The 22,903-nt window shown below is 58.5% G+C and carries 21 protein-coding genes; 9 read left to right on the top strand and 12 right to left on the bottom strand.

The genetic code is table 11. From position 1 onward, the window contains the following. Positions 1-282: 282 nt before the first annotated feature. The 5 genes from BLQ55_RS14500 to BLQ55_RS14480 form a co-directional block, all read right to left on the bottom strand. A complete protein-coding gene (locus tag BLQ55_RS14500) occupies positions 283-2,412 on the bottom strand; it encodes a chemotaxis protein CheA (RefSeq protein WP_092254591.1) in 2,130 nt (709 codons plus the stop codon). 16 nt (positions 2,413-2,428) lie between these two features. Continuing rightward, positions 2,429-2,743 (bottom strand): STAS domain-containing protein, encoded by a 315-nt coding sequence (locus BLQ55_RS14495; RefSeq protein WP_092202881.1) that lies wholly within the window; start codon positions 2,741-2,743, stop codon positions 2,429-2,431. A gap of 32 nt (positions 2,744-2,775) precedes the next feature. Then, positions 2,776-3,144: a response regulator gene (locus BLQ55_RS14490; protein WP_013692986.1), complete on the bottom strand. Its 369-nt coding sequence runs from the start codon at positions 3,142-3,144 to the stop codon at positions 2,776-2,778. An 11-nt stretch (positions 3,145-3,155) separates the two neighbouring features. Continuing rightward, positions 3,156-3,836, bottom strand: coding sequence for a hypothetical protein (locus BLQ55_RS14485; protein ID WP_256326578.1), 681 nt, complete (start codon positions 3,834-3,836; stop codon positions 3,156-3,158). A 248-nt stretch (positions 3,837-4,084) separates the two neighbouring features. After that, positions 4,085-5,314 (bottom strand): cyclic di-GMP phosphodiesterase, encoded by a 1,230-nt coding sequence (locus BLQ55_RS14480; RefSeq protein ID WP_092254853.1) that lies wholly within the window; start codon positions 5,312-5,314, stop codon positions 4,085-4,087. A 399-nt stretch (positions 5,315-5,713) separates the two neighbouring features. Here BLQ55_RS14480 and BLQ55_RS14475 point away from each other — a divergent pair, with 399 nt between their 5' ends. The 5 genes from BLQ55_RS14475 (at position 5,714) to BLQ55_RS14455 (ending at position 10,432) form a co-directional block, all read left to right on the top strand. Beyond that, a complete protein-coding gene (locus BLQ55_RS14475; RefSeq protein WP_092202879.1) occupies positions 5,714-6,415 on the top strand; it encodes a hypothetical protein in 702 nt (233 codons plus the stop codon). A gap of 278 nt (positions 6,416-6,693) precedes the next feature. After that, the gene (locus BLQ55_RS14470) at positions 6,694-7,494 is read left to right on the top strand and encodes a helix-turn-helix domain-containing protein (protein ID WP_092254589.1); all 801 of its coding nucleotides are present in this window, start codon (positions 6,694-6,696) and stop codon (positions 7,492-7,494) included. Positions 7,495-7,551: 57 nt separating this feature from the next. Beyond that, positions 7,552-8,976: an NAD(P)/FAD-dependent oxidoreductase gene (locus BLQ55_RS14465; RefSeq protein WP_092254586.1), complete on the top strand. Its 1,425-nt coding sequence runs from the start codon at positions 7,552-7,554 to the stop codon at positions 8,974-8,976. After that, positions 8,973-9,314 carry a cupin domain-containing protein gene (locus tag BLQ55_RS14460; RefSeq protein WP_092168971.1) on the top strand — a complete coding sequence of 114 codons (342 nt, stop codon included), beginning with the start codon at positions 8,973-8,975 and terminating at the stop codon, positions 9,312-9,314. The genes BLQ55_RS14465 and BLQ55_RS14460 overlap by 4 nt, the downstream gene beginning before the upstream one ends. A 44-nt stretch (positions 9,315-9,358) precedes the next feature. Further along, positions 9,359-10,432: a polyamine ABC transporter substrate-binding protein gene (locus tag BLQ55_RS14455; protein WP_092202873.1), complete on the top strand. Its 1,074-nt coding sequence runs from the start codon at positions 9,359-9,361 to the stop codon at positions 10,430-10,432. A gap of 244 nt (positions 10,433-10,676) precedes the next feature. Here BLQ55_RS14455 and BLQ55_RS14450 read toward each other — a convergent pair whose 3' ends face one another. Then, positions 10,677-11,432, bottom strand: a complete 756-nt coding sequence (locus BLQ55_RS14450) for an SDR family oxidoreductase (RefSeq protein WP_092254583.1) — start codon at positions 11,430-11,432, stop codon at positions 10,677-10,679. Between the two features lie 99 nt (positions 11,433-11,531). Here BLQ55_RS14450 and BLQ55_RS14445 point away from each other — a divergent pair, with 99 nt between their 5' ends. Next, on the top strand, positions 11,532-12,440 hold the full coding sequence (locus tag BLQ55_RS14445; protein ID WP_092254580.1) for an AraC family transcriptional regulator: 909 nt from the start codon (positions 11,532-11,534) through the stop codon (positions 12,438-12,440). Positions 12,441-12,468: 28 nt separating this feature from the next. Beyond that, positions 12,469-12,774 (top strand): NIPSNAP family protein, encoded by a 306-nt coding sequence (locus BLQ55_RS14440; RefSeq protein WP_092254577.1) that lies wholly within the window; start codon positions 12,469-12,471, stop codon positions 12,772-12,774. Here the strand turns inward: BLQ55_RS14440 and BLQ55_RS32180 are convergent. The 5 genes from BLQ55_RS32180 to fdhF form a co-directional block, all read right to left on the bottom strand. Further along, positions 12,700-13,050 (bottom strand): hypothetical protein, encoded by a 351-nt coding sequence (locus BLQ55_RS32180; protein ID WP_176814217.1) that lies wholly within the window; start codon positions 13,048-13,050, stop codon positions 12,700-12,702. The genes BLQ55_RS14440 and BLQ55_RS32180 overlap by 75 nt on opposite strands. Before the next feature lie 120 nt (positions 13,051-13,170). Further along, complete coding sequence (gene cydB, locus BLQ55_RS14435) at positions 13,171-14,178, bottom strand: cytochrome d ubiquinol oxidase subunit II (RefSeq protein WP_092254574.1); 1,008 nt, start codon at positions 14,176-14,178, stop codon at positions 13,171-13,173. Continuing rightward, positions 14,178-15,551, bottom strand: a complete 1,374-nt coding sequence (locus BLQ55_RS14430; protein WP_092254571.1) for a cytochrome ubiquinol oxidase subunit I — start codon at positions 15,549-15,551, stop codon at positions 14,178-14,180. The genes cydB and BLQ55_RS14430 overlap by 1 nt, the downstream gene beginning before the upstream one ends. A 13-nt stretch (positions 15,552-15,564) precedes the next feature. Next, positions 15,565-16,047, bottom strand: a complete 483-nt coding sequence (locus BLQ55_RS14425) for a helical membrane plugin domain-containing protein (protein WP_092254568.1) — start codon at positions 16,045-16,047, stop codon at positions 15,565-15,567. Continuing rightward, the gene (gene fdhF / locus BLQ55_RS14420; RefSeq protein ID WP_092254565.1) at positions 16,047-19,022 is read right to left on the bottom strand and encodes a formate dehydrogenase subunit alpha; all 2,976 of its coding nucleotides are present in this window, start codon (positions 19,020-19,022) and stop codon (positions 16,047-16,049) included. Before fdhF ends, BLQ55_RS14425 begins: the two co-directional genes overlap by 1 nt. 530 nt (positions 19,023-19,552) lie before the next feature. Between fdhF and BLQ55_RS31565 the strand changes: the two genes are divergently transcribed. Continuing rightward, positions 19,553-20,014 carry a hypothetical protein gene (locus tag BLQ55_RS31565; RefSeq protein WP_139208003.1) on the top strand — a complete coding sequence of 154 codons (462 nt, stop codon included), beginning with the start codon at positions 19,553-19,555 and terminating at the stop codon, positions 20,012-20,014. Positions 20,015-20,442: 428 nt separating this feature from the next. Here BLQ55_RS31565 and BLQ55_RS31560 read toward each other — a convergent pair whose 3' ends face one another. Beyond that, positions 20,443-20,676 (bottom strand): hypothetical protein, encoded by a 234-nt coding sequence (locus BLQ55_RS31560; protein ID WP_139208001.1) that lies wholly within the window; start codon positions 20,674-20,676, stop codon positions 20,443-20,445. On the opposite strand from BLQ55_RS31560, the gene BLQ55_RS14415 reads away from it, so the two are divergent. Further along, the coding region (locus BLQ55_RS14415) for a non-ribosomal peptide synthetase (RefSeq protein ID WP_143011735.1) at positions 20,642-22,903 on the top strand (2,262 nt) is incomplete at its 3' end. The genes BLQ55_RS31560 and BLQ55_RS14415 overlap by 35 nt on opposite strands.

Here is a 22,903-nt window from a genome sequence, read left to right as displayed (position 1 = left end):
GAGTGCCTGGAGGACCGACTCCTTGTCACTTTGCTGGGAATTACCGGCAGGTCCGGACAGGCTCTGCCATTGGCGGCTGTGGTTATCGGCCAGCGCCAAGGCCACTTGATCCAGCAACTGCAGGCTGGGCACGGTATTGACTTGCGCATAGCTGGCGGTGCTCCTGACCCCACCCATCAGATAAAGACTGAGACTGACCAGGACCAGGATGCCCAACAGAGCAGAGGCGACCAGCAGCGAGATATTTTTTTTGACGGTCATGATGCTGTACTCCAGGGAAAACTATTGAGTCAATTCAGGGCTGAGGGTCATACCGTGCTTCTGTTGGCTGACGACTTGCCCGAGTAGTTTGGGAATATCCAGGATCAACGCGACTGCTCCGTTCCCCAGGATGGTGAAGCCGCCCAGTCCATGAGCTGTACCGAAAATCTTGCCCAGCGGCTTGATCACCGTCTGGAACTCACCCAGCAATTGATCGACGACCAGGCCCACCCGCATCCCCGCGTAATGCACCACCACGATGTTTTCACGGCCGTGGTTAGGCTCATCGATGGCGAACATCTCGCGCAGGCGCAGGACCGGAAGAACCGAGCCCCGCAGATCGAGAAACTCCTGATTACCGCCGTCATCGGTCGACAACTCGATGCACTCCTCGACCAGGTCCAGAGGCACGACATAAGAGGCATTGCCGACCCCGATCAGAAAACCATCGATGATGGCCAGGGTTAGCGGCAGGCGGATACGCACCGTGGTGCCCACGCCCTCCTCGCTTTCCAGATTGACCGAACCGCGCAGGGCCAGGATGTTCCGTTTGACGACATCCATCCCCACGCCGCGCCCGGACAGGTTGCTGACCTGATCGGCCGTGGAAAAGCCGGGTTCGAAAATCAGGTTGAGAATGTCGCCGTCGGCCAACTGTTGCCCTTCGGCAACCAGGCCGCGCTCCATCGCCTTGGCCAGGATGCGTTGCTTGTTCAAGCCACCACCGTCGTCACTGACTTCAATGACGATGCTGTTAGCCTCGTGATAGGCATTGAGGCAAACCGTGCCCTGCTCCGGCTTGCCACGGTCACGGCGCAGTTGGGAAGGTTCGATGCCGTGGTCCATGGCGTTGCGCACCAGGTGGGTCAGGGGATCGCCGATACGCTCGACCACCGTCTTGTCCAGCTCGGTCTCGGCGCCAAGGACCTGCAAGACGATGTCCTTGCCCAGCTCCTTGGAGACATCGCGCACCACCCGCTGGAAGCGGTTGAATGTGCCGCCAATCTGCACCATTCGCAGGGTCAGGGCACAGTCGCGCACTTCTTCGACAAGACGCGAGAGCGAACTTGTCGCTTCAATCAGCTCGCCGATGCCACTTTGGATGGCCCCCAGGTTGGCGCCAGCGCCGGCGATGATCAGCTCGCCCACCAGGTTGATCAGTTGATCCAGTTTGCCGGCGTCGACCCGAATCAGATTACCTTCGGCCGGACGGGCCTCTTTTGCCATCCGGCTCTTGGTCACGTCATCGCGCATCGTCTGGTCTGGCACCACGGGGGCAACCGCAACGGTCGTCGACTCGTCAGGAGACGAACCGGCCAGCCAATCCTCACGGGTCACGGAACCACAGGCGATGAATGCCTCCACCATGGCATCGGGCTCAGCATCGAGTCGGCCGATCAGCGCCCGGAAACCTGTCAGGTCGCCGTTGCACGGCAACACGCAGATCTGGCTACCCTCGCGAACGAAGTCGAACGCCCCTTCAATGGTGGCCTGGCCGGCATCGCTGACAAACCCCAGTTCAAACCCCAGGTAACACGCTTCCGGATCCATCGTTGCGATACCCGGCATACCATCGGTGATGCACACGACGGCGCCGATTTGGCCGAAACTGTTGAGGTAGCGCAGCAACGACAGCGGATCCATACCGTTACGCAGGACGTCCGGACACAGGCGAAGGGACAGATGCCAACGCGCGGCACAAGCCGATTGCGGCGGCTCGATCGGTGCCTGGGACGGCTCAGGTTCGTGACGGTTTTCCAGGTAACGGTTGAGACGCTCGACCAACGCCGCGCCCTGCCGCTCATGCGCTGCGGTCATGCCTTGCAAGTCACCGTGGCTGGCAAGCAATTCAATCAGCGTGCACAGGTGGTCCCGCACTTCCAGGAACAAGGCACTCAGCGACTCGTCCACCCGCAGTTCATGTCCACGGACCCGATCCAGTACGCTTTCCGCCACGTGGGTAAAGGCAACGATCGGCGTGAAGCCGAACAGGCCGGCGGAACCTTTGATGGTATGGGCGACGCGAAACAGCGCGTTGATGGTGTCCATATCGTCCGGCGCCTGTTCGATCTGCAACAGCGCGTCTTCCATCAGGAGCAGAAGCTCCTGGCTTTCGGCGATGAACGTCTGTAGCACATCGTCCAGATTCATGGGCGAACTCATGGTTTCAACCTCTCTGCCGACGGGTCGTCGACTCGTCGAAAAAGCTGTGCAGCCCGCTCATATCCAGTGCATCGAGCACCGCTGTGCTGTGATTGCTCAGCAGCAGACTGGAGCCGTGACGCAGTGATTCCTGCTTGATCAGCACCAGCAACTGGAGCCCGGCGGTATCCATTTCGTCCACGCCCCCCAGGTCCATTTCGACCTCCTGGGCCAAGGGAAACAGCTCCAGCAACAGGTCTTTGCGTTCAGCGGCGGTGTAAATGGTCAGCGGCCCTTCGAGAACCAGGATCCGACGCAGACAAGCCGTGGTGTTTGTCATGACAACCTCCTTCCCAGGGACTCTGGGCAGCGCTACGGCATGATCAGTTTGGAGACGGCACCCAGCATCTGAGCCGGCTGGAAGGGCTTGACCATCCATGCCTTGGCACCGACGGCCTGGCCCTGTTGCTTCATGGCCTCACCGGTTTCGGTGGTCAGCATGATCACGGGCGTGAACTTGTAGGCCGGCAGTTGCTTGGCGGCCTTGATGAAGCTCAGGCCATCCATGTTCGGCATGTTCACGTCACTGACGATCAGGTGGATCTTGCGTCCGTCGAGCTTGGTCAGGGCGTCGCGCCCGTCGACACCTTCGATGACCTCGTATCCGGCGCCCTTCAAGGTGATGCTCACCACTTGGCGAATGGAAGCAGAGTCATCGACAATCAGGATGGTTTTGCTCATGGGGAAACTCCCTAGAAAAAAGTGATCTCGGATGAAGAGCTGCTCACCACAGGCTTACCGTGATGGATCGCGTGTTGTTCAGGCATCGTGTAGGTGCTTGCCAGTTGTTCGAGCCAGGTATCCGCGTCGATCGGGGCAGGCGTATCGCCGGTGAGGGCCAGTTGCTGGCGTTCGACGATATGCGCATGCAGCTTGCGCAGATCGTTGTTGACCAGGGAAAGCATCTGGCCGACCCGATCCTGGAACTGCAGGGCAACCAACACCCCCGCTATCTGCGCGGCAACGTTTTCGCCTGTGCCATGGGTAGCAGAAGTACCGATGTCCCCCGACAGCGTCGCGAAGCGGTTGCTCAGCTTGAGGATCGATTCCTCGCTGAGGATGCGCGCCGCATCGATCTGGTGGCTCCAGATCGGCAGTACCTGCGCGCATACTTCGCCCAGCCCTTCATCGGGTGAAACGGCCAGCGGTAGATGACCTGGCTGATCGGCTTGCCGGGCGTGCAAACGGGTACTCGCCAAACGCTTGTTCCACATGCCCATGAACAACGAGCCCAGCAAGACAAAAGCGCAACTGACCGCACTGCGCAGGGTGAAGTCCGCGTTGATCAGAATCGCGGCGCAACCGAGCGCTCCCGTCAGCCCCACGGGCAGCATCAGCAAGATCAGGGGGGAGGAAATTACCTGTCCTTTCACCTTCATCTCTCCAGTTCAGTGCGGATCCGGCGGGATCCTGCGCAGACATCCACCCTTGGGATGCCCGGTTTTGTTCGCTTGAAGAGATGATGGCCAAGTAATAGCGATGGAACTATCGGAGCATCCTGATTTACAGCTAAGGATTGCGGCGGCGTCGTAGGAGAATTCCTACGCGCCGCTGACGGAACCCTGGAACGCAAAAAAAAACCAGCGGCAAGCGCTGGTAATAAACTCAGGCTCGCACCGCGCTACCCAAAACGCGCCTCGCTGCCTTGCACCTTGCCGGCCCAGAGCGCTTCAAGGTTCTTGAAACCCCAGGTTTTCTCCGACTCGAAGCTGACAATACTGTCCTGCCCGCAGGCCAGATCAACGCTTTCGGGCGGCAGCGGCGTGCGACTCGACGCCGAGAAGAAAACCTTCACCCTGGGCGTGAGCAAACATTCGGTGTGCTGTTCCATGACCACCGCCAACCTGCCGCTTTGCAGGCGCACCAAAGCGCCCACCGGATAGATGCCAATGCATTTGACGAAGGCGTGAAACACTTTCTGATCGAAATGCCCAGTCCATCCGGCCATTTTTCGAATGGATTCGGCGGGGCACCAGCGATCTCGATAAGGTCGGTCGGACGTCACGGCGTCATACACGTCACAGACGGCTGCCATGCGCGCGAACAGGCTGATTTGGGTTCCACATAACTTATGGGGATAACCACTGCCGTCCACCTTCTCATGGTGATGCAGACAAACGTCCAGCACCCGGGCCGTGAAATGGCTGCTGTCGGCCAGCATCCTGACTCCCGCCTCAGGGTGGGTGCGCATCGTCGTGTATTCGCTGTCATTCAAAGCTAATGGTTTAGCCAGGATCGCCGTGGGTATCGTCATCTTGCCCACGTCATGCAGCAAGCCAGCCAACCCGGCTTCTTCCACCAGTTGCGGTGGTAGATCCAGTTGACGAGCCAAACCAATCATCAACCCACAGACCGCGACGGAATGCATGTAGGTATATTCATCGGCGTTCTTGAGGCGCACCAGACTGAGCAGTGCGTCAGGATGACGTAACAGCGAGTCGGATATCTCACCCACCATGTCCGTGACGCGATCGAGCTGAACGATCCGTCCCATTCGCAAATCGCCGAACATCTCCATGACCGCAGCCTTGGAACTGGAGCAAAGCTTGAACGCCCTCGACAACTCTTCGCTCATGGGCACCCGGGGATGGGGGCCGGCGGCTTGGGCGCAAGGCCGGTTCGACGCACAAGGGGGTTGCTGTTCACCATGATCCGCCTGCACAAGGCTATCCGCCCCTTTTGAAGGGTCGATCCACGCACCGGCGATGCCCGAAACAAGGATTTTTTCCAGCACCTCTTCATTCTGGATCAGGAAGCTCTTGTTCCAAAATGGACGTTCTACACAGGAACCAGAGAGCTCCTGGACGTACATTCCTACGCAAAGATCGGTCACACCGACATGTTTCAGCACGATGCAGATCCCCTTTCTGTCCGCAACCGCCTTCCCTGAATTGTCCGAACGCAATCCAAGCGCGGTATGTCTTGGATAGATCTCAGGATTGCCACCCCGGCCCTTGAATAATAGCCATGCGCCATTAAGCATAAAATCAGAGCAGTCCTATTTAGGCTTAGGAATTTTGGATGATGGCGTAGGAATTTCCCTACAAGCTGCCGGGGTCTAATGAAACCGAACATTCCATCAAACGAGAATGCTCGCCAGATCGAGGCGCCTGCGTCATCGCATGCGGCGGACGCAAGCTCCGTGGCTTGAGAAAGTCCGTCGGCGCAGCAGTTTTCCCGCTGCCCCGTTCTATGATGTCGGCCGGTTGATCAACCTTGTGCCACCTCTCGGACCTGATACGGAGATCCCATGTCCTGTGTTCCCGCCTTTACCGATTTTCTGCTGACCCATCTGCAACAAGAAGAACGCAAACGCATGCTCAAATCAATCGTCGTCACCGTAGCGCCAGAGCTGTGGCTGAGCCTGGAGTCGGCAGCTCTGCTGGACATCCATCGTGATCGGTTCGGTCTCGGTGGACAGTTGGATGATTGTGAAGCGTTCAAGCCGGACAGCGCCCTGCCCGCCCGCATCAACGTTCCCCGTTGGCTGATCGCCGCCGAACGGCGCAAGGTCGATATCTGGGTCGAAGACAGCTACGGCGAAGCACCGTCGAAAGCTATCGAGTTCAAGATCGTTCACAACAACAAGGACGCTTACAACAAAATCAAGGGCATTCGTAAAGACCTGATCAAGCCCATTGCCTGGACTGAGCCCAACGAAATCATCGAGCGCTGGGGCATCGTACTGCTGGTCTACTCACGCTTTTACCGGGACCAGCAGGGTGGCTACAGCTATGGAAAATTCGCGACCTGCGAAGAGTTTCTGAACACCTTCAGCGAAAGCCTGAGCGACAGCGCTGCCCGATACGCAACAGCTCCCCCGCTTGAGCTGACCATGGCCCCGACCCTGGTGACCGACCTGTGCGACGCCAACTACATCGCTCCTGGCAATGGTGCGGGGGTGTATCTGGCACTGGTCAAACCCAAACAGGCCGCACTCGCTTCGCTGTAACCGTGCTGGCTGCGCCAGATATGGCGCAGCTCTTTGCTCCCACAGGCTTGTATCGTTTGATCCTTAACTGACTGGCATTACCCGAAGGTCCTTTTTTCTTTCACCATGGAGTTCAGTGGAGCCCATGGAACAATAATTGGAGCGGGAAACGAGACTCGCATCTGGCGTCCGCCCCATTGAAATCTTGGCGAGCTCAGGTATGCGGCGGCTGTATTTGTCCAGTGAGCCACTGCAGGGCTAGACTGGCGCTAGCCCCCAGTCGTCACGCCGGTCAGCCAATGCCTCTTCTTCCGCCAGATACCGCCGAACAGACAGCGCTGACCCTCGAAGTGGTGCTGCGTTACCACATGGCGTGGAAACGCCGCGACTTGGAGGCGATTCTCGCGATTTATCACCCGCAAGTGCAGTACAACGATTTTTTCCAGAACCGCAGCATGGGCCTGACCGAGTTGCGCGCTTACATCACCAGCACGCTACCGCGTCATCCCGACGAGTATCTTGAACACAACGACCGCATCCGTGCAGATGGCTGTACCGCATTCATCCAGTACCAGACAGCGCTGAAAGGCAGTGGCGAGCGGGTGGTTTTTCGCACCAGCGAAGCCATCACGGTATGTGATGGCCTGATCCTTCGCATAAACGAATATGCCTCACTGGTGCGCGACAGCGAGCCCCAGACTGGGCGCCACGCCCCGGCCATCAGTAAACTGGGGCTCTCGGCGCGTCAGCTGACGTTCATGGCGCGAGACTTGGCCGACTATTTTACGCGCCAGCAGCCCTTCCTCGACCCGGATCTGGACCTTGCACGGATTGCCAGCGCCACCGGGTACAGTCGCAACCAGCTGTCTTACCTGCTGAATCAAGTGCTGGGACAAAGCTTCTATCGCTACGTGACCCAAGCCCGGTTGGCCTACCTGCTTGAGCACCTGGCCAATCACGGTGAAAACGCGCCCATCGATGCCCTTGCGACGAGTGCCGGATTCAATTCCACCTCGGCGTTCTACAAGGCCTTCCGAAGTCATACCGGCTGCACACCCAAGGCGTGGTTGAAAGCCAATTGCGCGCGTGCCCGCAGATAACACAGCCCCCGTCGCAGCGCATTAATCTCTATCGGCAATCAACCGATGGAGCATGGGATGTCTGGCTGGGGTGGTGTGAGTTTGTGGATGGAGCAACTCGGCGAGGCGCTGACGCCGCGCCCGGCGTTGTATCAGGATCTGCAAGCAGACGTTGTGATTATCGGCGCCGGTTACAGTGGCCTCTGGACGGCCTATTACCTTAAACAGCAAGCACCGCACCTGAACATCGTCATCGTTGAAGCACAGATTGCCGGCTTCGGCGCCTCCGGCCGCAATGGCGGCTGGTTGATGGGCAACCTGCTGGGCGAAGACCGGCTCCTGGGCCCCTTACCTGCCGCGCAACGTCACGCGGGTTACCAACTGCTGCATGCAATCCCCGACGAGGTGGCGCGAGTGTGCCACCTCGAAGGCATCGATTGCGAGCTGCGCAAAGGCGGCGTGCTGTACTGCGCGGCACGTTATCCCGAGCAAGAACGGCGCCTGCGCGAACAACTCGATGCTGTCCGTGCGCAAGGCCTGGGGGAAGACGACTACCGCTGGTTGAGCCCCCAGGCCTTGCATGAACAGTTGAATGTGGCCCAGGCGTACGGCGCCCTGTACTCACCTCACTGCGCGACCATCCAGCCTGCACGGTTGGTACGGGGGCTGGCCGAATCCGTCGAACGGATGGGTGTGCGCATTTACGAGCAAAGCGCGGTGCTCGACTGGAAGCCAGGCCAGGTCCGAACCGAGCACGGTCGGGTGAGCGCCGATTGGGTGGTGCCGGCAGTCGAAGGTTATGCCAGCACCCTGCCCCCGTTGAACAAACATCAACTGGCCGCGCAAAGCCTGATCATCGCGACTGAGCCACTCCCGGCCGATGTATGGGCCGAAATCGGCCTGACCCGTGGCCAGGCGTTCAGCGAGAACAGCCGACAAGTCACCTACGGTCAGCGCAGCCGAGACGATCGCCTGGTGTTTGGCGCCCGCGGTGGATATCGCTTTGGCGGTCGCCTGCGCAGTGACTTCAACCTCACTCAGGCCGAACGAGCATTGCGGCAACACCTGTTTAGTGAACTCTTTCCGATCCTGCGCAATGTACGCCTGACCCATGCCTGGGGCGGCAATCTGGGGGTTGCCCGGTCCTTTCATCCGCACATGCTCGCCGACCGTCGCCAGCGCATCGCACTGGCGGGTGGCTACGGAGGTGAAGGTGTAGGCGCCAGCAATCTGGGCGGCCGAACCGTGGCGGCGTTGATTCTTGGCCAAGACAACGAACTGACTCGCCAACCCTGGGTGCTGGATGATCGTCCCCTGGCCTCGTTGCCACGATGGGAGCCCGAGCCTCTGCGCTGGCTGGGTTACAACGCCATTATCCAGAGCTTCGTTCACGAGGATCAGGTATTGGCCAATCTCCATGCGCCACGCTGGCGTCGCCGGATGGCTGAAGGGCTGGCCGGTTGCATGGAACGTCTAATGAAGTCCAAGGAGCCGTTTGCATGAAGATCGATCATTTCCGCGACACCGCCCGTTTGCCTCTCGGTGAGCCTGGCGCTGTTGGTGTACCGCTGGGCGAGCCGCTTTCACAGGTTGCCACGGCATGCGTCGAACGCGACGACGGCGTCGAGGCCGGCGTGTGGGAATGCACCCCCGGCCGCTGGCGGCGCCAGATCGTGCAACAGGAGTTCTGCCATTTCATCCAGGGGCGTTGCACCTTCACCCCGGACGGTGGTGAGGCCCTACATATCCAGGCCGGCGACGCGTTGATGTTCCCTGCGAACACGACGGGAATCTGGGATGTACAAGAAACCGTTCGCAAGAGCTACGTACTGATTTTCTGAACTGCCTTCATCCATAACGCCTAGAACAAAGGTTGAGGTCTCGCATGTTGAAGTCGATCTTTCCGTTACTGTTGATCGCGTCTACCGCTCAGGCAGCAGACACCGTCAGGATCTACAACTGGAGCAGCTACATCGCTCCAGATACCCTGCAAAACTTTACCGCCCAGACCGGGCACCAGACTCAATATGACCTGTACGACAGCAACGAGGTGCTCGACGCCAAACTGATGGCCGGCCATTCAGGGTATGACGTGGTGTTTCCGTCCAACCACTTCATGGCCCGACAGATCACGGCCGGCGCACTCAAACCGCTGGACCGCGGCAAACTCCCGAACTGGCACAACCTCAACCCGACGCTGATGAAGGTTCTGGAGGCCAATGACCCTGGTAACCGCTACGGTTTTCCCTACCTGTGGGGCAGCACCGGCATCGGCTACAACGTGGCCAAGGTCAAGGCAGTCCTGGGCGATGTACCGATAGACTCCTGGGACATCGTGTTCAAGCCGGAAAACATGAAGAAACTCGCCCGATGCGGCGTGGCTATGCTCGACAATGGTCCCGAGATCCTCCCCATCGCCTTGAACTACCTTGGCCTGCCGCATCACAGCAAGGACAAGGCCGACTACGAGAAGGCCCAGGCTCTACTACTCGCTGTGCGCCCCTATGTGAGTTACTTCCACAATTCCAAGTACACCAGCGACCTTGCAACGGGTGACGTCTGTCTGGTCGTGGGATTTTCCGGCGACGTGATGCAGGCCGCAGCGCGAGCTAATGAAGCCGGGAACGGCCAGCAGATCGCCTACGCCATCCCCAAGGAAGGCTCACCGATGTGGTTCGACATGGTCGCCATGCCCGCCGATGCGCCGAATGAAAGCGCCGGTTACGAATTTCTCAACTACCTGCTGGACCCCAAGGTGATGGCTGGCATCAGCAATCATGTGCACTATGCCAACGGCAACACCGCCGCCGAGGGGCTCGTCGACAAGGCCATCCTCAACGACCCGATGGTGTACCCGCCTGACAGCGTGATGAAAAAACTCTTTGTACTGGAGGCAATGCCCTTAGAGAACGACCGGCTGCGCACACGGGTCTGGAGCCGGATTAAAAGCGGGCAATGAAACCTGTCGCCGATGAAGCAGGCACCCGGATCATCGGCGACATCTCCCAGGCCTCATTCAAAAGCCTGTGGCCAAATGCAGCAGCATCGACGCAAGCCTGAACACTTGAAGAGGCTGGACTCGTTAGGCGCCCACAAAACGATGACGCACTTCCATATTGGTACTCGGGCGCCTCCGGGCAAGCGCTCCTAGAGTCGATGGGCAACTGATACAAGCTCAATAACGAGTTTCATCAATCACGCATTTATGCAGATGTGCTTTGCTCACTTTCCAGAGCAACGGCGTCAGCACCAGCAACAATGCGCATTGGCGAGGCTGGGTCATTCGCTGCACGCCATATCGCTTCAACGACGTCCTGGGCCTCAGTGACGACGGTTGATAGCGACCACTCTGCAAACACCTGCTGCGCCAGATCGGAGTACGCCTCCGGGATGCTGCCTTGCATCCGTGGTTGTGCATTCTTACCGAAGTCGGTCGAGGGAGCGCGCCCCGGAAGCACCAGGTTCACCCGAACATTAAACGGTTCAAGCTCGAGCGCGAGAGACTCGGTGAACGCATTCACCGCAGCCTTGCTGGCTGTATAGATGCTGAGCAGCGGCAATGACTTTATCGTTACGCTTGAAGTGACGTTAATGACAACCCCGGATCTACGCTGCCGAAACTGCGGTAGCACCGCCTGAATCATCGCCATGGTGCCAAAGGTGTTGGTCTCAAAAAGGCTACGAATCGCTTCCATTGAGATGCCTTCGAGGGCGCCGAGTAACCCGATACCGGCATTATTGACCAGCACGTCGATGGGGCCCACGGCCTCTATTACCTGTTGGATACTGCTCGGATCGGTGACGTCCAGGGCAAGCACGCGCAGATGCTCGGATGCTTCAAAGAGCCTTTCGTTTGGGCTCCGCATCGTCGCGATAACCTTCCAGTTGTGCTCGAGAAAATATCGGGTGGTGGCCAGACCAAAGCCAGAGGAACAGCCAGTAATCAGCACAGTTTTCATGGGCGTTTCCGTTGAATGATTGACAGGATTACAACGATAGGCTGTCGTACCCGGACTTAATATCATCGCCAGTCCGCTAATCTTTCGCAGGAGTCCGAGATGTTCGATCCGCTCGCGGAGGTAGTCACCCTGCTGCAACCGGGTGCCTCATTTTCCAAAGTCGTCAGTGGTGCCGGAGCCTGGCGTGTTCGCCGCTCGGTGTACGGTCAGCCTTTTTACTGCGCGATTCTTGAAGGTGGATGTCGGTTTTCAGTAGCCGGGAATCCGACGATAGGCTTGAAGACCGGCGACTTCGTGCTGGTCCCGGCCGCCTATGATTTCACGATGATGAGTCTTCAGCCGATGGCAGCCGAAGACACCGATACCGTGCCCGTCGAGATACGGCCGCGTGACATTCGTATCGGCACACCCGATGTCGCGGCTGATGTTCAATTACTGGTAGGTCACTGCACCTTCGGCTCGCCGGACGCTGCGTTACTGGTAGCGCTGCTGCCCCAGCTGATACACGTTCGCGGCGAACGCCGGCTGGCAGTGCTGGTGGAACTGGTTACCGAGGAAGCGCGCGGGCAGCGCCCAGCACGAGATGTCATCCTGGCACACCTGCTTGAAGTGCTGTTCATCGAAGCCCTGCGTTCAACCGCGACCGAAGCCGCACCGGCCGGCCTGCTGCGCGGACTCGGCGATGAACGTCTAGCTACGGCGATACGTCGAATTCACGAGTTTCCGAACCAGCCATGGACAGTGGTGCAGCTAGCCAGAGAAGCCGCCCTCTCGCGCTCCATCTTCTTCGAACGCTTCAAACAAGCAATGGGCATGGCGCCAATGAAGTATTTGCTGACGTGGCGAATGGCGCTGGCCAAAAATCTGCTACGCACTCAGGACGACAGCGTTGCTGAAATCGCGCAACGGGTCGGTTATAGTTCCGTGAGCGCCTTCAGCGTGGCATTTACACGCTATACGGGGATTACACCTGGACGTTATTCGCGGGAAATAATCACTACTCCATGATTCCCCCCATTTTAAAAGGAATGATCCAGTGATCACTTGCCACGTCAGGTATGTAATCGATCCCTACCAGATCCCGGCTTTCGAAAGCTATTCTCGCCATTGGATTCGTGTGGTGAACCGCATGGGAGGGAGCCACCACGGCTACTTTCTACCAGCTGAAGGCGCCAACAACATCGCTTACTGTCTATTCAGCTTCTCCAGCCTGGCAGATTATGAGCAGTACCGTAGGGAGGCCGGAGTAGATCCTGAGTGCGTTCAATTAGTGACGCAGGCTACCGAGCAAAAATTCATCCTGAGCTACGAGCGCAGTTTCCTTCGTCCCATTCTTGATTGAAATGACTGTTTTCAGCCGCGCTCGGGCGCGCCAAAGAGGTTGCTTTTGGCTTTCAAGCAGCGCCGCCAGCACTTGCTGCGGATCCTCATTAGCACCGTACATAAAGTCAAAGTACGGCGCCTGCGAACCCTGAAACGGGTACAGCGACCCCCAGCCATTGGCGGAACCGGCGAAGCACAGCGTGACATATCGGTACGCCCATTCAGATCCACCCTGCTTGATGCTGCGAAGCACGGCCGCGAGCGGCTGGCTTTCGCAGAAACGGATGCATTCCACTCTTGAGTCAGGCTCCAAAGTCGCGTCGGGTGTGGCTGAAAGTGCTGTCCCGTTCACCGGGCATAGTTTCCAACAGAATGAGATATTTTATTTTTGCTATTGAGCGGCAGGAAGACCTGGCTAATCATGCGCAGGTTCAGCTTTGACCTTACCGCGAAAGACCCAAAATCCCCATGTGTTGTAAGCCAGTGTCACGGGCACCAGAACAGCGAAACCGATGAGCATGAAGCCCTGGCTTGAGGCTGGAGCAGACGCTTGGCTGATTGTCAGCGAGGGAGGCAAAATCAATGGATAGAGCGCAATGATCGCAGCAATGAACGCCGTGCCGAACCATCCCAGCACCGCGAACAGCGGAAGAAAGTGGAAGCGGCTGGAAAACGCCCGGTGAAACCCGACCAGCAGAGCGCACTGAATCAGCAAAAGCTTCAGGCTCAGGTTCGATAGAAGAAGATGTTCTCGATAGAACGGTGCCAACAAGCTGGTCCACGCCAAAATGGTTGCAATGCCTGTCAGCGTCAGCCACCCGAGCATCCGCGCCTGTCTTCTGGCCGCCGTTTGTAGGGTTCCCTCAGTACGCCAGTACAGCCAGCAACTGCCCAGCAACGCGTAGCCCACCACGAGCACCGCGCCACACGCCAGCGGAAATGCGCTCAGCCACTCCCAACCGTCTCCGGCAAACTTGCCATCCTGTTGATCGATGCCCTGTATCACGGAGCCCATGATGACACCTTGGCAAAGCGTTGCGATTAACGAGCCAGTCACGAGATTGATGTCAAGCCAGCGCTTCATTCGTGCGGACGCGTCAGCCCGGAACTCCAACGCTACCGCTCTCGTAATCAACGCCAGCAGCATCGCAATGACCGGGATATAGAGCGCGGAAAACAAGACGCCGTAAACCATGGGGAACAGCGCGAGCAGACCGCCGCCGCCAAGCACCAGCCAGGTTTCGTTGCCATCCCAGATCGGCAGGATGGAGTTGACCATGATTTGCTTTTCATCAGGATCATGGCGGGTTGCAAAGAGAATCCCGACCCCCAGATCGGTGCCATCCAGAATCACATAGGTAATGATGGTAAATGCAATCGCAGCGGCCGCCAGATCGGGTAACAGCGCTTCAGATATGGACATCACGATTCCCCCGCGTTGCGCTGCCGTTTATCCGTGATGTCCGTTGATTTCGCCGGCAGTCGGCTGATCGCTCGCAGCAAATAGAAAAGCCCCAGGCCGAAAACCAGCAGGTACACGACCACGATAGCGAGCGTGCTGCCCACGACGAATGAAAGCGGTTGCTGCGAACTGCTGTGGACAGTGCGCATCAATCCATAGACCGTAAATGGCTGGCGTCCGACTTCGGTGACAATCCACCCGCAGATCATGGCCACAAACCCGGCCGGAGCCATGAGAACCGCACAGCGCATCAACCATCGACACTCGAACAACCCACCGCGCCAGCGCAGAAAAAGACTGGCGACACCGAGTGCCACGATGAGCAAGCCTATGCCCACCATGATACGAAACGCGAAAAAGACCGCGGCCACTGGCGGGATGTCTTCGGGCACGAATTCATCGAGGCCCTGTATGGTGCCGGTCCAATCGTGTCGTAAATAAAGCGAGCCGAGATGGGGAATCGCCAGTTCGAAATCATTTCTATGGTTGGCTTGGTCAGGTATCGCAAACAGCCTGAGTGGCTCCCCCTGCCCCGCTTCCGGGCGATGCCAGGAACCTTCCATCGCGGCCAGCTTCTGCGGTTGGTGGTCCCGGGTGTTTTCACCGTGCAGATCCCCCGCGACGAGCTGGATAGGTCCGACCACCGCCGCCATCCACAATGACATTGAAAACATCACCCGCGCAGGCGCATGGGTATTGTCGCGCAGGAGATGCCAAGCACCCGCGCCGCCCACCAGGGTGGCTGTGCCGAGAAATGCGGCGAGGCTCATGTGCACCATGCGGTAGGGGAACGAGGGATTGAATATGATCTGCAGCCAATCCTCGGCCACGAAGCGACCGTCGCTGGCAATGCTGAAGCCTGCGGGGGTGTGCATCCAGGAGTTCGCTGACAATATCCAGAATGCACTGAACAGCGAGCCAACGGACACGGCACACGTAGAAAGAAAATGTAACCACGGCCCGACCTTGTTCATGCCGAACAGCATGACCCCGATGAAGCCTGCCTCCAGAAAAAACGCGACCATGACTTCATAGAACATCAGAGGCCCGAGGATGCCTCCTGCCCTGCTGGCCAGCGCGCTCCAGTTGGTCCCGAACTCGAATTCCATGACCAGCCCGGATGCCGTGCCCACGGCGACAGTCAGGGCAAATATCTTCAGCCAGAATCGGTAGACATCCATATAGACTTGACGCTTGCGCCACAACCAGAGTGCCTCCAGTACCATCAGGTAATTGGCCAAGCCGATGGAAAATGCGGCAAGCACGATATGAAAGCTGATGGTGAACGCGAACTGGTACCGCGCCAGCATCAGCGCCGAATCCACCGATTCCATGTGCAAGCTCCGCTCAAGCGCCGCTGGGCTTGCCGGCGAACTGGCTGATCGGTTTGTCGACCGGCCTGTTCATGCCCTCACCCATCGCTTTCAAGCCTTCCACCAGCGGCATGATCGCGCGCCAAAGCGATTCGTCATGCAACAAACGGTAGGCGCCTCGCACGCCTGGCGCGATGTCGTCGTTGTCCGGCGAGGTCCATTGACTGACCGCGGCGCCGGCATCCTTCAGCGCGAAGACCAACCGGTAGAACTCATCGGGCGGGACGCGCGAAAGCGCCATCGCGAGGATCGACAGGTTCTGAATGACGTTGAGCGTACCTTCCTTGTTCAAACCGTCCACCAGCACCTTGGTGATCGCGGTGTTGGCACAGACCAGGTCATTGGCCATGCGCAGCACACCGTGCTCATGAAGGTTCTGGATCAGACGATCCAGTTCGTCTTTTGCATCAGGCTCGGTCTTGCTCGGTTTTACGTTGTAATCAATAGGCTCGGCCATCAGAACCTCTCCGGATGGGGCGCCGGTGCATCGATCGGCGCGTAATCAGCTCTGGCCCACTTCACCGCCACAGCCACGCCCTCATTCGGCGTCCTGCGGCCGTTTCGGAAATTGCCGCGAGGCAATGCCGACGGCTGAACGGGCTCCTTCAGTATTGTCATCTTCACAGCGGTTTCCTTATAAGCCGGCGTGTTGACGTCTGGATCGTGGTGTTCCCCGGTGAGCTCATTGATACCGGGCTTGCCTTGGTGAATTGGCAGGAACAGGACTTTTCCGCGCATCCGGTCGGTGATGACCACCGGTACCACGACCGAGCCTCGGCGTGACGTGATCCGCACCTGGGTGCCTTCCACGAGGCCTCGTTCCGCGGCAAGTTCGGGACTGATTTCGACAAACCAGTTCGGTGACAACGAATCGAGACGGGCGCCACGTCCCGTCTGATTGTTGCCCTGGAAGTGCTCCAGCATGCGTCCGTTGTCCAGCATCAGGTCGAATTCGCTGTCGGGTACTTCCGCTGGGGCTTTCCACTCGAGCGGGTACAGCACGGCTTTGCCATCATCGGTGTGGAAACGCTCGGTATAGAGCAACGGTGTATCGGTGCCATCCGGCTTCACCGGCCAGAGAAGGGATTTCCAACCTTCCAGGCGCTCATAACTCGCGCCGGCGAACAATGTGGAGATACCAGCCACCTCCGCAAAGATCTGCGAGGGATGTTCATACCCCCAATCATGTCCCATCCTCTTGGCCAGCTCGGTCAGAATGCGCCAGTCCGGCAGGCTGTTTCCCAGCGGCGCAAACACCTCATAAAAGCGCTGGATCCGTCGCTCGGTGTTGACGAAAGTGCCGTCCTTTTCAACGCTTGGGCAGCCTGGCAGCACGACATCGGCAAACTGCGCGGTGCGACTGAAGAAAATATCCTGCACGACCATGAAGTCGAGTTTCTTGAAGGCCTCGTGCACGTTTTCAGTATCGGCGTCGGAAAAGGCCGTCTCCTCACCAATGACATACATGGCCTTGATCTTCTGCTCGGCGGCGTGCTGGACCATCAGGAAATTGTCTTCGCCGACCTTGTTGGACAGTCGTTCGGGAACAACTCCCCAGGCCTTTGCCCATTTAGCCCGGACGCCTTCGTCAGTAACACTTTCATAGCCTGGATAAACATTCTTCAAGCAACCGAAGTCACTGGCCCCCTGAACGTTGTTGTGTCCGCGCATGGGGTAACCACCGGTGCCAGGGCGTCCGTAATTGCCGGTGACCAACAGCAAATTGGACAGAGCGGTGCTGGTATCGGCCCCATGGCTGTGCTGAGTAATGCCCATTGCCCATAACAGACACACACGTTTTGCCTTGCCGATCATGTTCGCAGCGCTGACCAGGTCTGCCTCCGCCAACCCGGTGACTTGCGAAGCGAACGGCAGGGTAAAAGGCTCCAGCGAGCGGCGGTACTCGTCCACCTGGCTCACCCGTGCTTGCAGAAACGCCGTGTCCACCATGCCATGGTCAAACAGGTAACGTGACATTGCGCTGGCCCAGACAATGTCCGTGCTCGATCTGATCTGCAGGAACAAGTCGGCGCGCTCCGCCATTTCATGCTTGCGCGGATCGACCACCAGCAGCTTTTGTCCCCGATGCTTGCGCGCGGCCTTGATTTTCGAAGCGATAACCGGGTGGTTCTCCGCCAAGTTGCTGCCAACCAGGACGATCAGATCCGCCTGTTCGAGGTCCTTGATCGTACCGGCGTCGCCACCATAACCGACCGTGCGGAAAAGCCCCTGTGTCGCGGGGTTCTGGCAGTAACGCGAAGAGTTGTCGACGCTGTTGGTACCGATGATCAGGCGAGCGATTTTCTGTGTCAGATAAGCTTCTTCGTTGCTGGCCTTGCTGGAACCGATGAATCCGATGGCATCGGAACCATGCTCACGTTTTATCGCCAAGAGGCGGCCCGCGACCCTCGTCAGCGCCTCATCCCAGCTTGCCTCGCGGAACTGACCGTTCTCGCGGATCAGCGGCGTCGTCAGGCGCTTTTCGCTGTTGACGAAATCCCAGGCGAACTTGCCTTTGATACAGGTCGATATGCCATTCGCCGGTGCGTCCACCACCGGCTGCACCTTGAGCAGTTTGCGGTCACGGGTCCACATTTCGAATGAACAGCCCACACCGCAATAGGTGCATACGGTTTTGGTGCGCTTGATTTCGGGCTGCCGCCAATGCATGTCCATGACCGAAATAGCGGTAATGGGGGGTGCACCAATCGTGTTCTCGAGGGTCTTTACCGCGTCGATAAGCGGCCGCTTGATGTTCTCGGGTATCGACGTCAGTGGTCCGGCATCCGGCTGCATGGTTTTCTCCAGCAACGCATTGCAGGGACAAACCGTGACGCAATGACCGCAGCTCACGCAGCTGGAACCCTCTATCTCGGTGCCGCCATCCCACAACACACGTGGATGGTCCATGGTGAAATCGATGCTCAGCGTTTCATTGACTTCGATGTTCTGACACGCCTCCACGCAACGGCCACAGAGGATGCATTGATCGGGGTCATACGTATAAAAAGGGTTCGAATGATCCTTGTTGTAGGGCTTGCGTTGGTATTTGTAGCGCTGGATCACGGGGTTCATGTCGGCGACGGTATTATGGAGCGTGCAATCACCCGTGTTGTGCTCGCAGACCGTGCAATAGAGCTCATGCTTGGCAAGGATCCGGTCCATGCCTTCTTCCTGCGCCGCCTTTACGGAGGGCGTGTCACTCACCAGCTTCATGCCGTCGGCAGAACGCAGGGTGCACCCGCGGACCATTTCGCCGTCGTGTTCGATCCAACAAACATCGCAAGTCTGAATCGGCCCGAGGGCTCGGTGATAGCAGACGTGAGGCAGGTCGATGCCCTGCTCTGCCAAGAAATCGATCAGCGGCTGATCAGCCTGTCCACGAAGGGTAAGACCATTGTATTCGACACTGCACTGGTTATTGACGCTCATGGAAACTCGCCTCATCAGCCAACTCACCGCCGTTACAGCGACCCTGCGAAGCTTGAGGCCGGATGCCTGGACGGAAATGTTCGGTTACAGAATCGATATCTGAGCGCTGAGATTGTTCATTAATTTTGCTAGGTGGTGACACCGGCGGTCACTTCTGCCCAGAGGGTGTCCGATGAGAGGCCCTTTGGCGTGATAACCGGCTCGGTCATGAATCGCCGTAAGGAAAGTGCCATTCATACCCAAGCTAATTCTGGCGTTCCTCTGTCCCTTTGCGGCGAACGACTAGGTCACTTGCACTATTGATATAGATGACTCTCCATCATCAAATGGACCTGAGAAGCGTGCTTCGCTGATTCAATAGTGTTTCTGTACTTGCCACTCATTGGGGCATTGAAAAATAATGCAATGCCCCAGCAAGACTGTAGCGCCCACTTTTAGCTTCCTGACTAACAAGCACTCATTCTAAAACAAAGCGACGCAGTTCAGCTTCACACCTTTAAAAACTTCCAACCCAGCCAAGGAAAGACTGTATGTTTTCTTATAAAACACCATTACTCACACTCCTCTCTGTGCTTGCACTCTCATCAACAGGGTGTTCTACAATCGCACCCGAGCGTTCCGCCGCAAGTGAACTTATGGGAAAAAACATTCAGGAAGCCTATAAAAAATTTGGCAAACCCTCTTTGACCTTGACAGAGCATTCAGTAAGCTCAAGCCATGAATTATATGGACAAAAAATATATGTATTCGACCGCTATGGAACCAATTACGACCAGCAAACAGTTGTAGGCTCCAACATGGACACTTCATCCGGACAACTAGTCAATGTTCAGCAGATTCAAACAAAAAATATTCAGGAGCGCTGCACCGTCGCATTCTGGGTTAATAATAACAGTAGTGTAATAGATTATTATGAGGTAAAGGGGAATTGTGGAATATTTGGGTCAGGGCTAGGAAACACTGGAGCGCTTCATTACATGGGCATCAATTAAAAATATTGAGCAATCTCTAAAAACTTTGATTGCCGTCAAGCCTGCTGAAACAGATGACCGTGCAGAGACCGTTCAACAGGCAATTGAGGCAGGGCAACTGATTATCTGGTGGAATCCCTTGGCGAAGGGCTTCGCAGGGATAGTTCGGTTTCGGCAACCAAAGTTCGGTCAGCATTAAAAGGGGGTGTTCCTTCGGTGCCAATCGGGCGATTCAGCCGATTCTGGGTGTCAGGGCTCCACCGTTCGCGGTTGCATCCTAGTGACCGCTCCTACGCTCGCCTCTCATGTCCCTCGTCCTTGGTTAGCGATCGGACGACGCCCGGGCTCAAGCCTGCGCGGCGGCTCTAGTCCGCGGCGGGGTGGGAAAATGATTGCGATATGACATCGTACAACGATTAAAAAAGAGCTTCCCATTCGCAAAAGCGCTGTTATTTTAAATGCGCATCGAGCCCGCCCCACCCCATCGAAAGACGCCGGAAAACCGTTTCCAGCGCGGCCATATCCGGCCAGGGGATCGGCGTCGAGGCTTGTCTGCCGTTGTTTTCCAAACAGGACCGGTCCGTATCGCGCAGGCCACAAGCCTTGCCGCGTCGACCCAGGGGCACGACCCCTGCACAAGGAGGTGTCATGATCGAACCGCGATGCTTTTCGTTGAGTTCCACGCAACAATCCGTCTGGCTCGACCAACTGCTATCGCCCGACACGCCCTCCTACAACATCGGCGTAACCGTGGAAATCCACGGCACGGTGGACCACGCGCTGTTCGCCGCGGCGCTGCGAGCCGTGGTGGCCCAATTCGATGCGTTGCGGCTGATAATCAGCGACGGCAATGGGCAGGTGCAGCAGCAGGTCGCCGAGCACTTGCAGGTGCCGTTCACCTTCCACGATTGGCGCGGTGACTCCGAAGGCCGGGCTATGGCCGCCATCGAGCAATTGAATCGCACGCCGTTCTCGCTCCGCGGGCAACCTCTGTGGGGCATGGAATGGTTTCAACTGTCCGACACCCATGCATTGTGGAACAGCCGCTACCACCACCTGATCAGCGACGGCACTTCGGTGGGCCTGGTCGGCCAGGCTGTCAGCGCCGCCTACAACCAACTGCTCGTCGGCGAGCCACTCCAACTGGACCCGGTGTTGGCTCAGGGCTATCGCAGCTTTGTCGCCAGCGACCGCGATTACCTCGATTCGGCGCGCCACGCCAAGGCGCGGGATTTCTGGCTGGAGCAGTTCCCGGCACTGCCGGAACCGTTGTTCCAGAGCGCTTCGCCGTCCCGCGATCCGGCCAGCGCCAGCGAGCCGCAGCCCAGTGCCCAGGCGATCTGGACCCTGGGCCACCAGCGCCTGGCCCTCATGACCCAGTGGGCAAGAACCCAGGGCGCGACATTGAGCCATTGTCTGAGCGCATTGCTGGCCGGCTACTTCAGCCGGGTGACCGACCAGCGTGAGCGGCTGGTCATCGGCGTTCCGGTGCACAACCGCAGCAATCCCCTGCAGAAACGGACGGTGGGCATGTTCTCCTCGGTGCTGCCGCTGACGGTCGAGGTCGATCCCGCCGCCAGCTTCGTCGAGACCGTGCAAAAGGTAGCCAGCCAGACCCTGCGCAGCTACCGCCACCAACGCTACCCCCTGCAAAGTCTGCATCGTGAGTTGCGGGCCCGCGCCGGCCACCCCGGCCAGTTGTTCGAGCTGATGCTGTCGGTCGAACAGTACCCCGGCGACGTCAACCTTGCCTCGGCCCGCTGCGCTCTGCGCACCTGGCACAATGGTTATGAGCGCTATCCGCTGGCGATCTATCTGCGGCATTACGAAGCCCAAGTCGAACCCTTCCTGGAATTCAACTACGACCCGCGACTGTTCAGTGCCGAGCAGATGGTCACGCACCTGCGGCGCCTGGAGTGCTTGACCGATCAGGTCCTCGCCGAGCCAACCCGGGCCCTGGGCGACTGGGTGCTGCTGGACACAGCCGAACGGCAGCAGATCCTTGACGATTTCAATGCCACCAGCCGTGACTACCCGGCCGATGAACCGCTGCCGGCGCTCTTCGCCGGGCAGGTGCAACAGCGCCCCGATGCGTGTGCATTGGTGGACGGCGCGCAGACCCTGAGCTATCGCCAGCTCGACCAACGGGCCGAGCGCCTGGCTGGGCATTTGGCGGCCTGTGGGATTGGCACCGGTGATGCGGTGGCGCTGTGCCTGGCCCGGGGCGCGGCATTGATCGTGTCGATCCTGGCGATCCTCAAGCGCGGCGCATGCTACGTACCCATCGACCGGGAGGCCCCGACGGCCCATCAGGCAAGGGTACTGGCGGACTGCGGCAGCGCCTGGTTGCTGGTGGCGGGCGACGATCGGCCCGCACTGGAAAACGTCCGCTTCATTGACGTTGCAGCGCCGGACCATGGATTGGCTGAATCCCACCCGGCCCGCCGGGCCGGCGATGTCGCCTACATCATGTACACCTCCGGTTCCACCGGAACGCCCAAGGGCGTGCAGGTGCCGCACCGCGCCATCACCCGACTGGTGCGCAACAACGGCTTCGCCGGGTTCACCGCCCAGGACCGCTTCGCCCTCGCCGCCAACCCGGCCTTCGACGCCAGTACCCTGGAGATCTGGGGCGCGCTGCTCAACGGTGGCTGCCTGGTGGTCTGTCCCAGGGAAACACTGCTGGACGCGGCCCGCTTCAACGAGCACCTGCTGCGCCACGAAGTCAGCGTGCTCTGGCTCACCGCCGGGCTGTTCCATCAGTACGCCGAGGCCCTGGCACCGGCCTTCGGCGCGCTGCGCTACCTGATGGTCGGCGGCGACGTGCTCGATCCGCGGCGCATCGAAAAGGTCCTGCGCCATTCGCCGCCCCAGCACCTGCTCAACGGCTACGGGCCGACGGAAAACACC

The sequence above is a fragment of the Pseudomonas sp. NFACC13-1 genome (assembly GCF_900104425.1).
GTDB classification, from domain to species: Bacteria; Pseudomonadota; Gammaproteobacteria; order Pseudomonadales; family Pseudomonadaceae; genus Aquipseudomonas; species Aquipseudomonas fluorescens_AA.
Note: the sequence above shows the minus strand (reverse complement) of the source record. Positions and strands in the feature narration are given on the sequence as shown.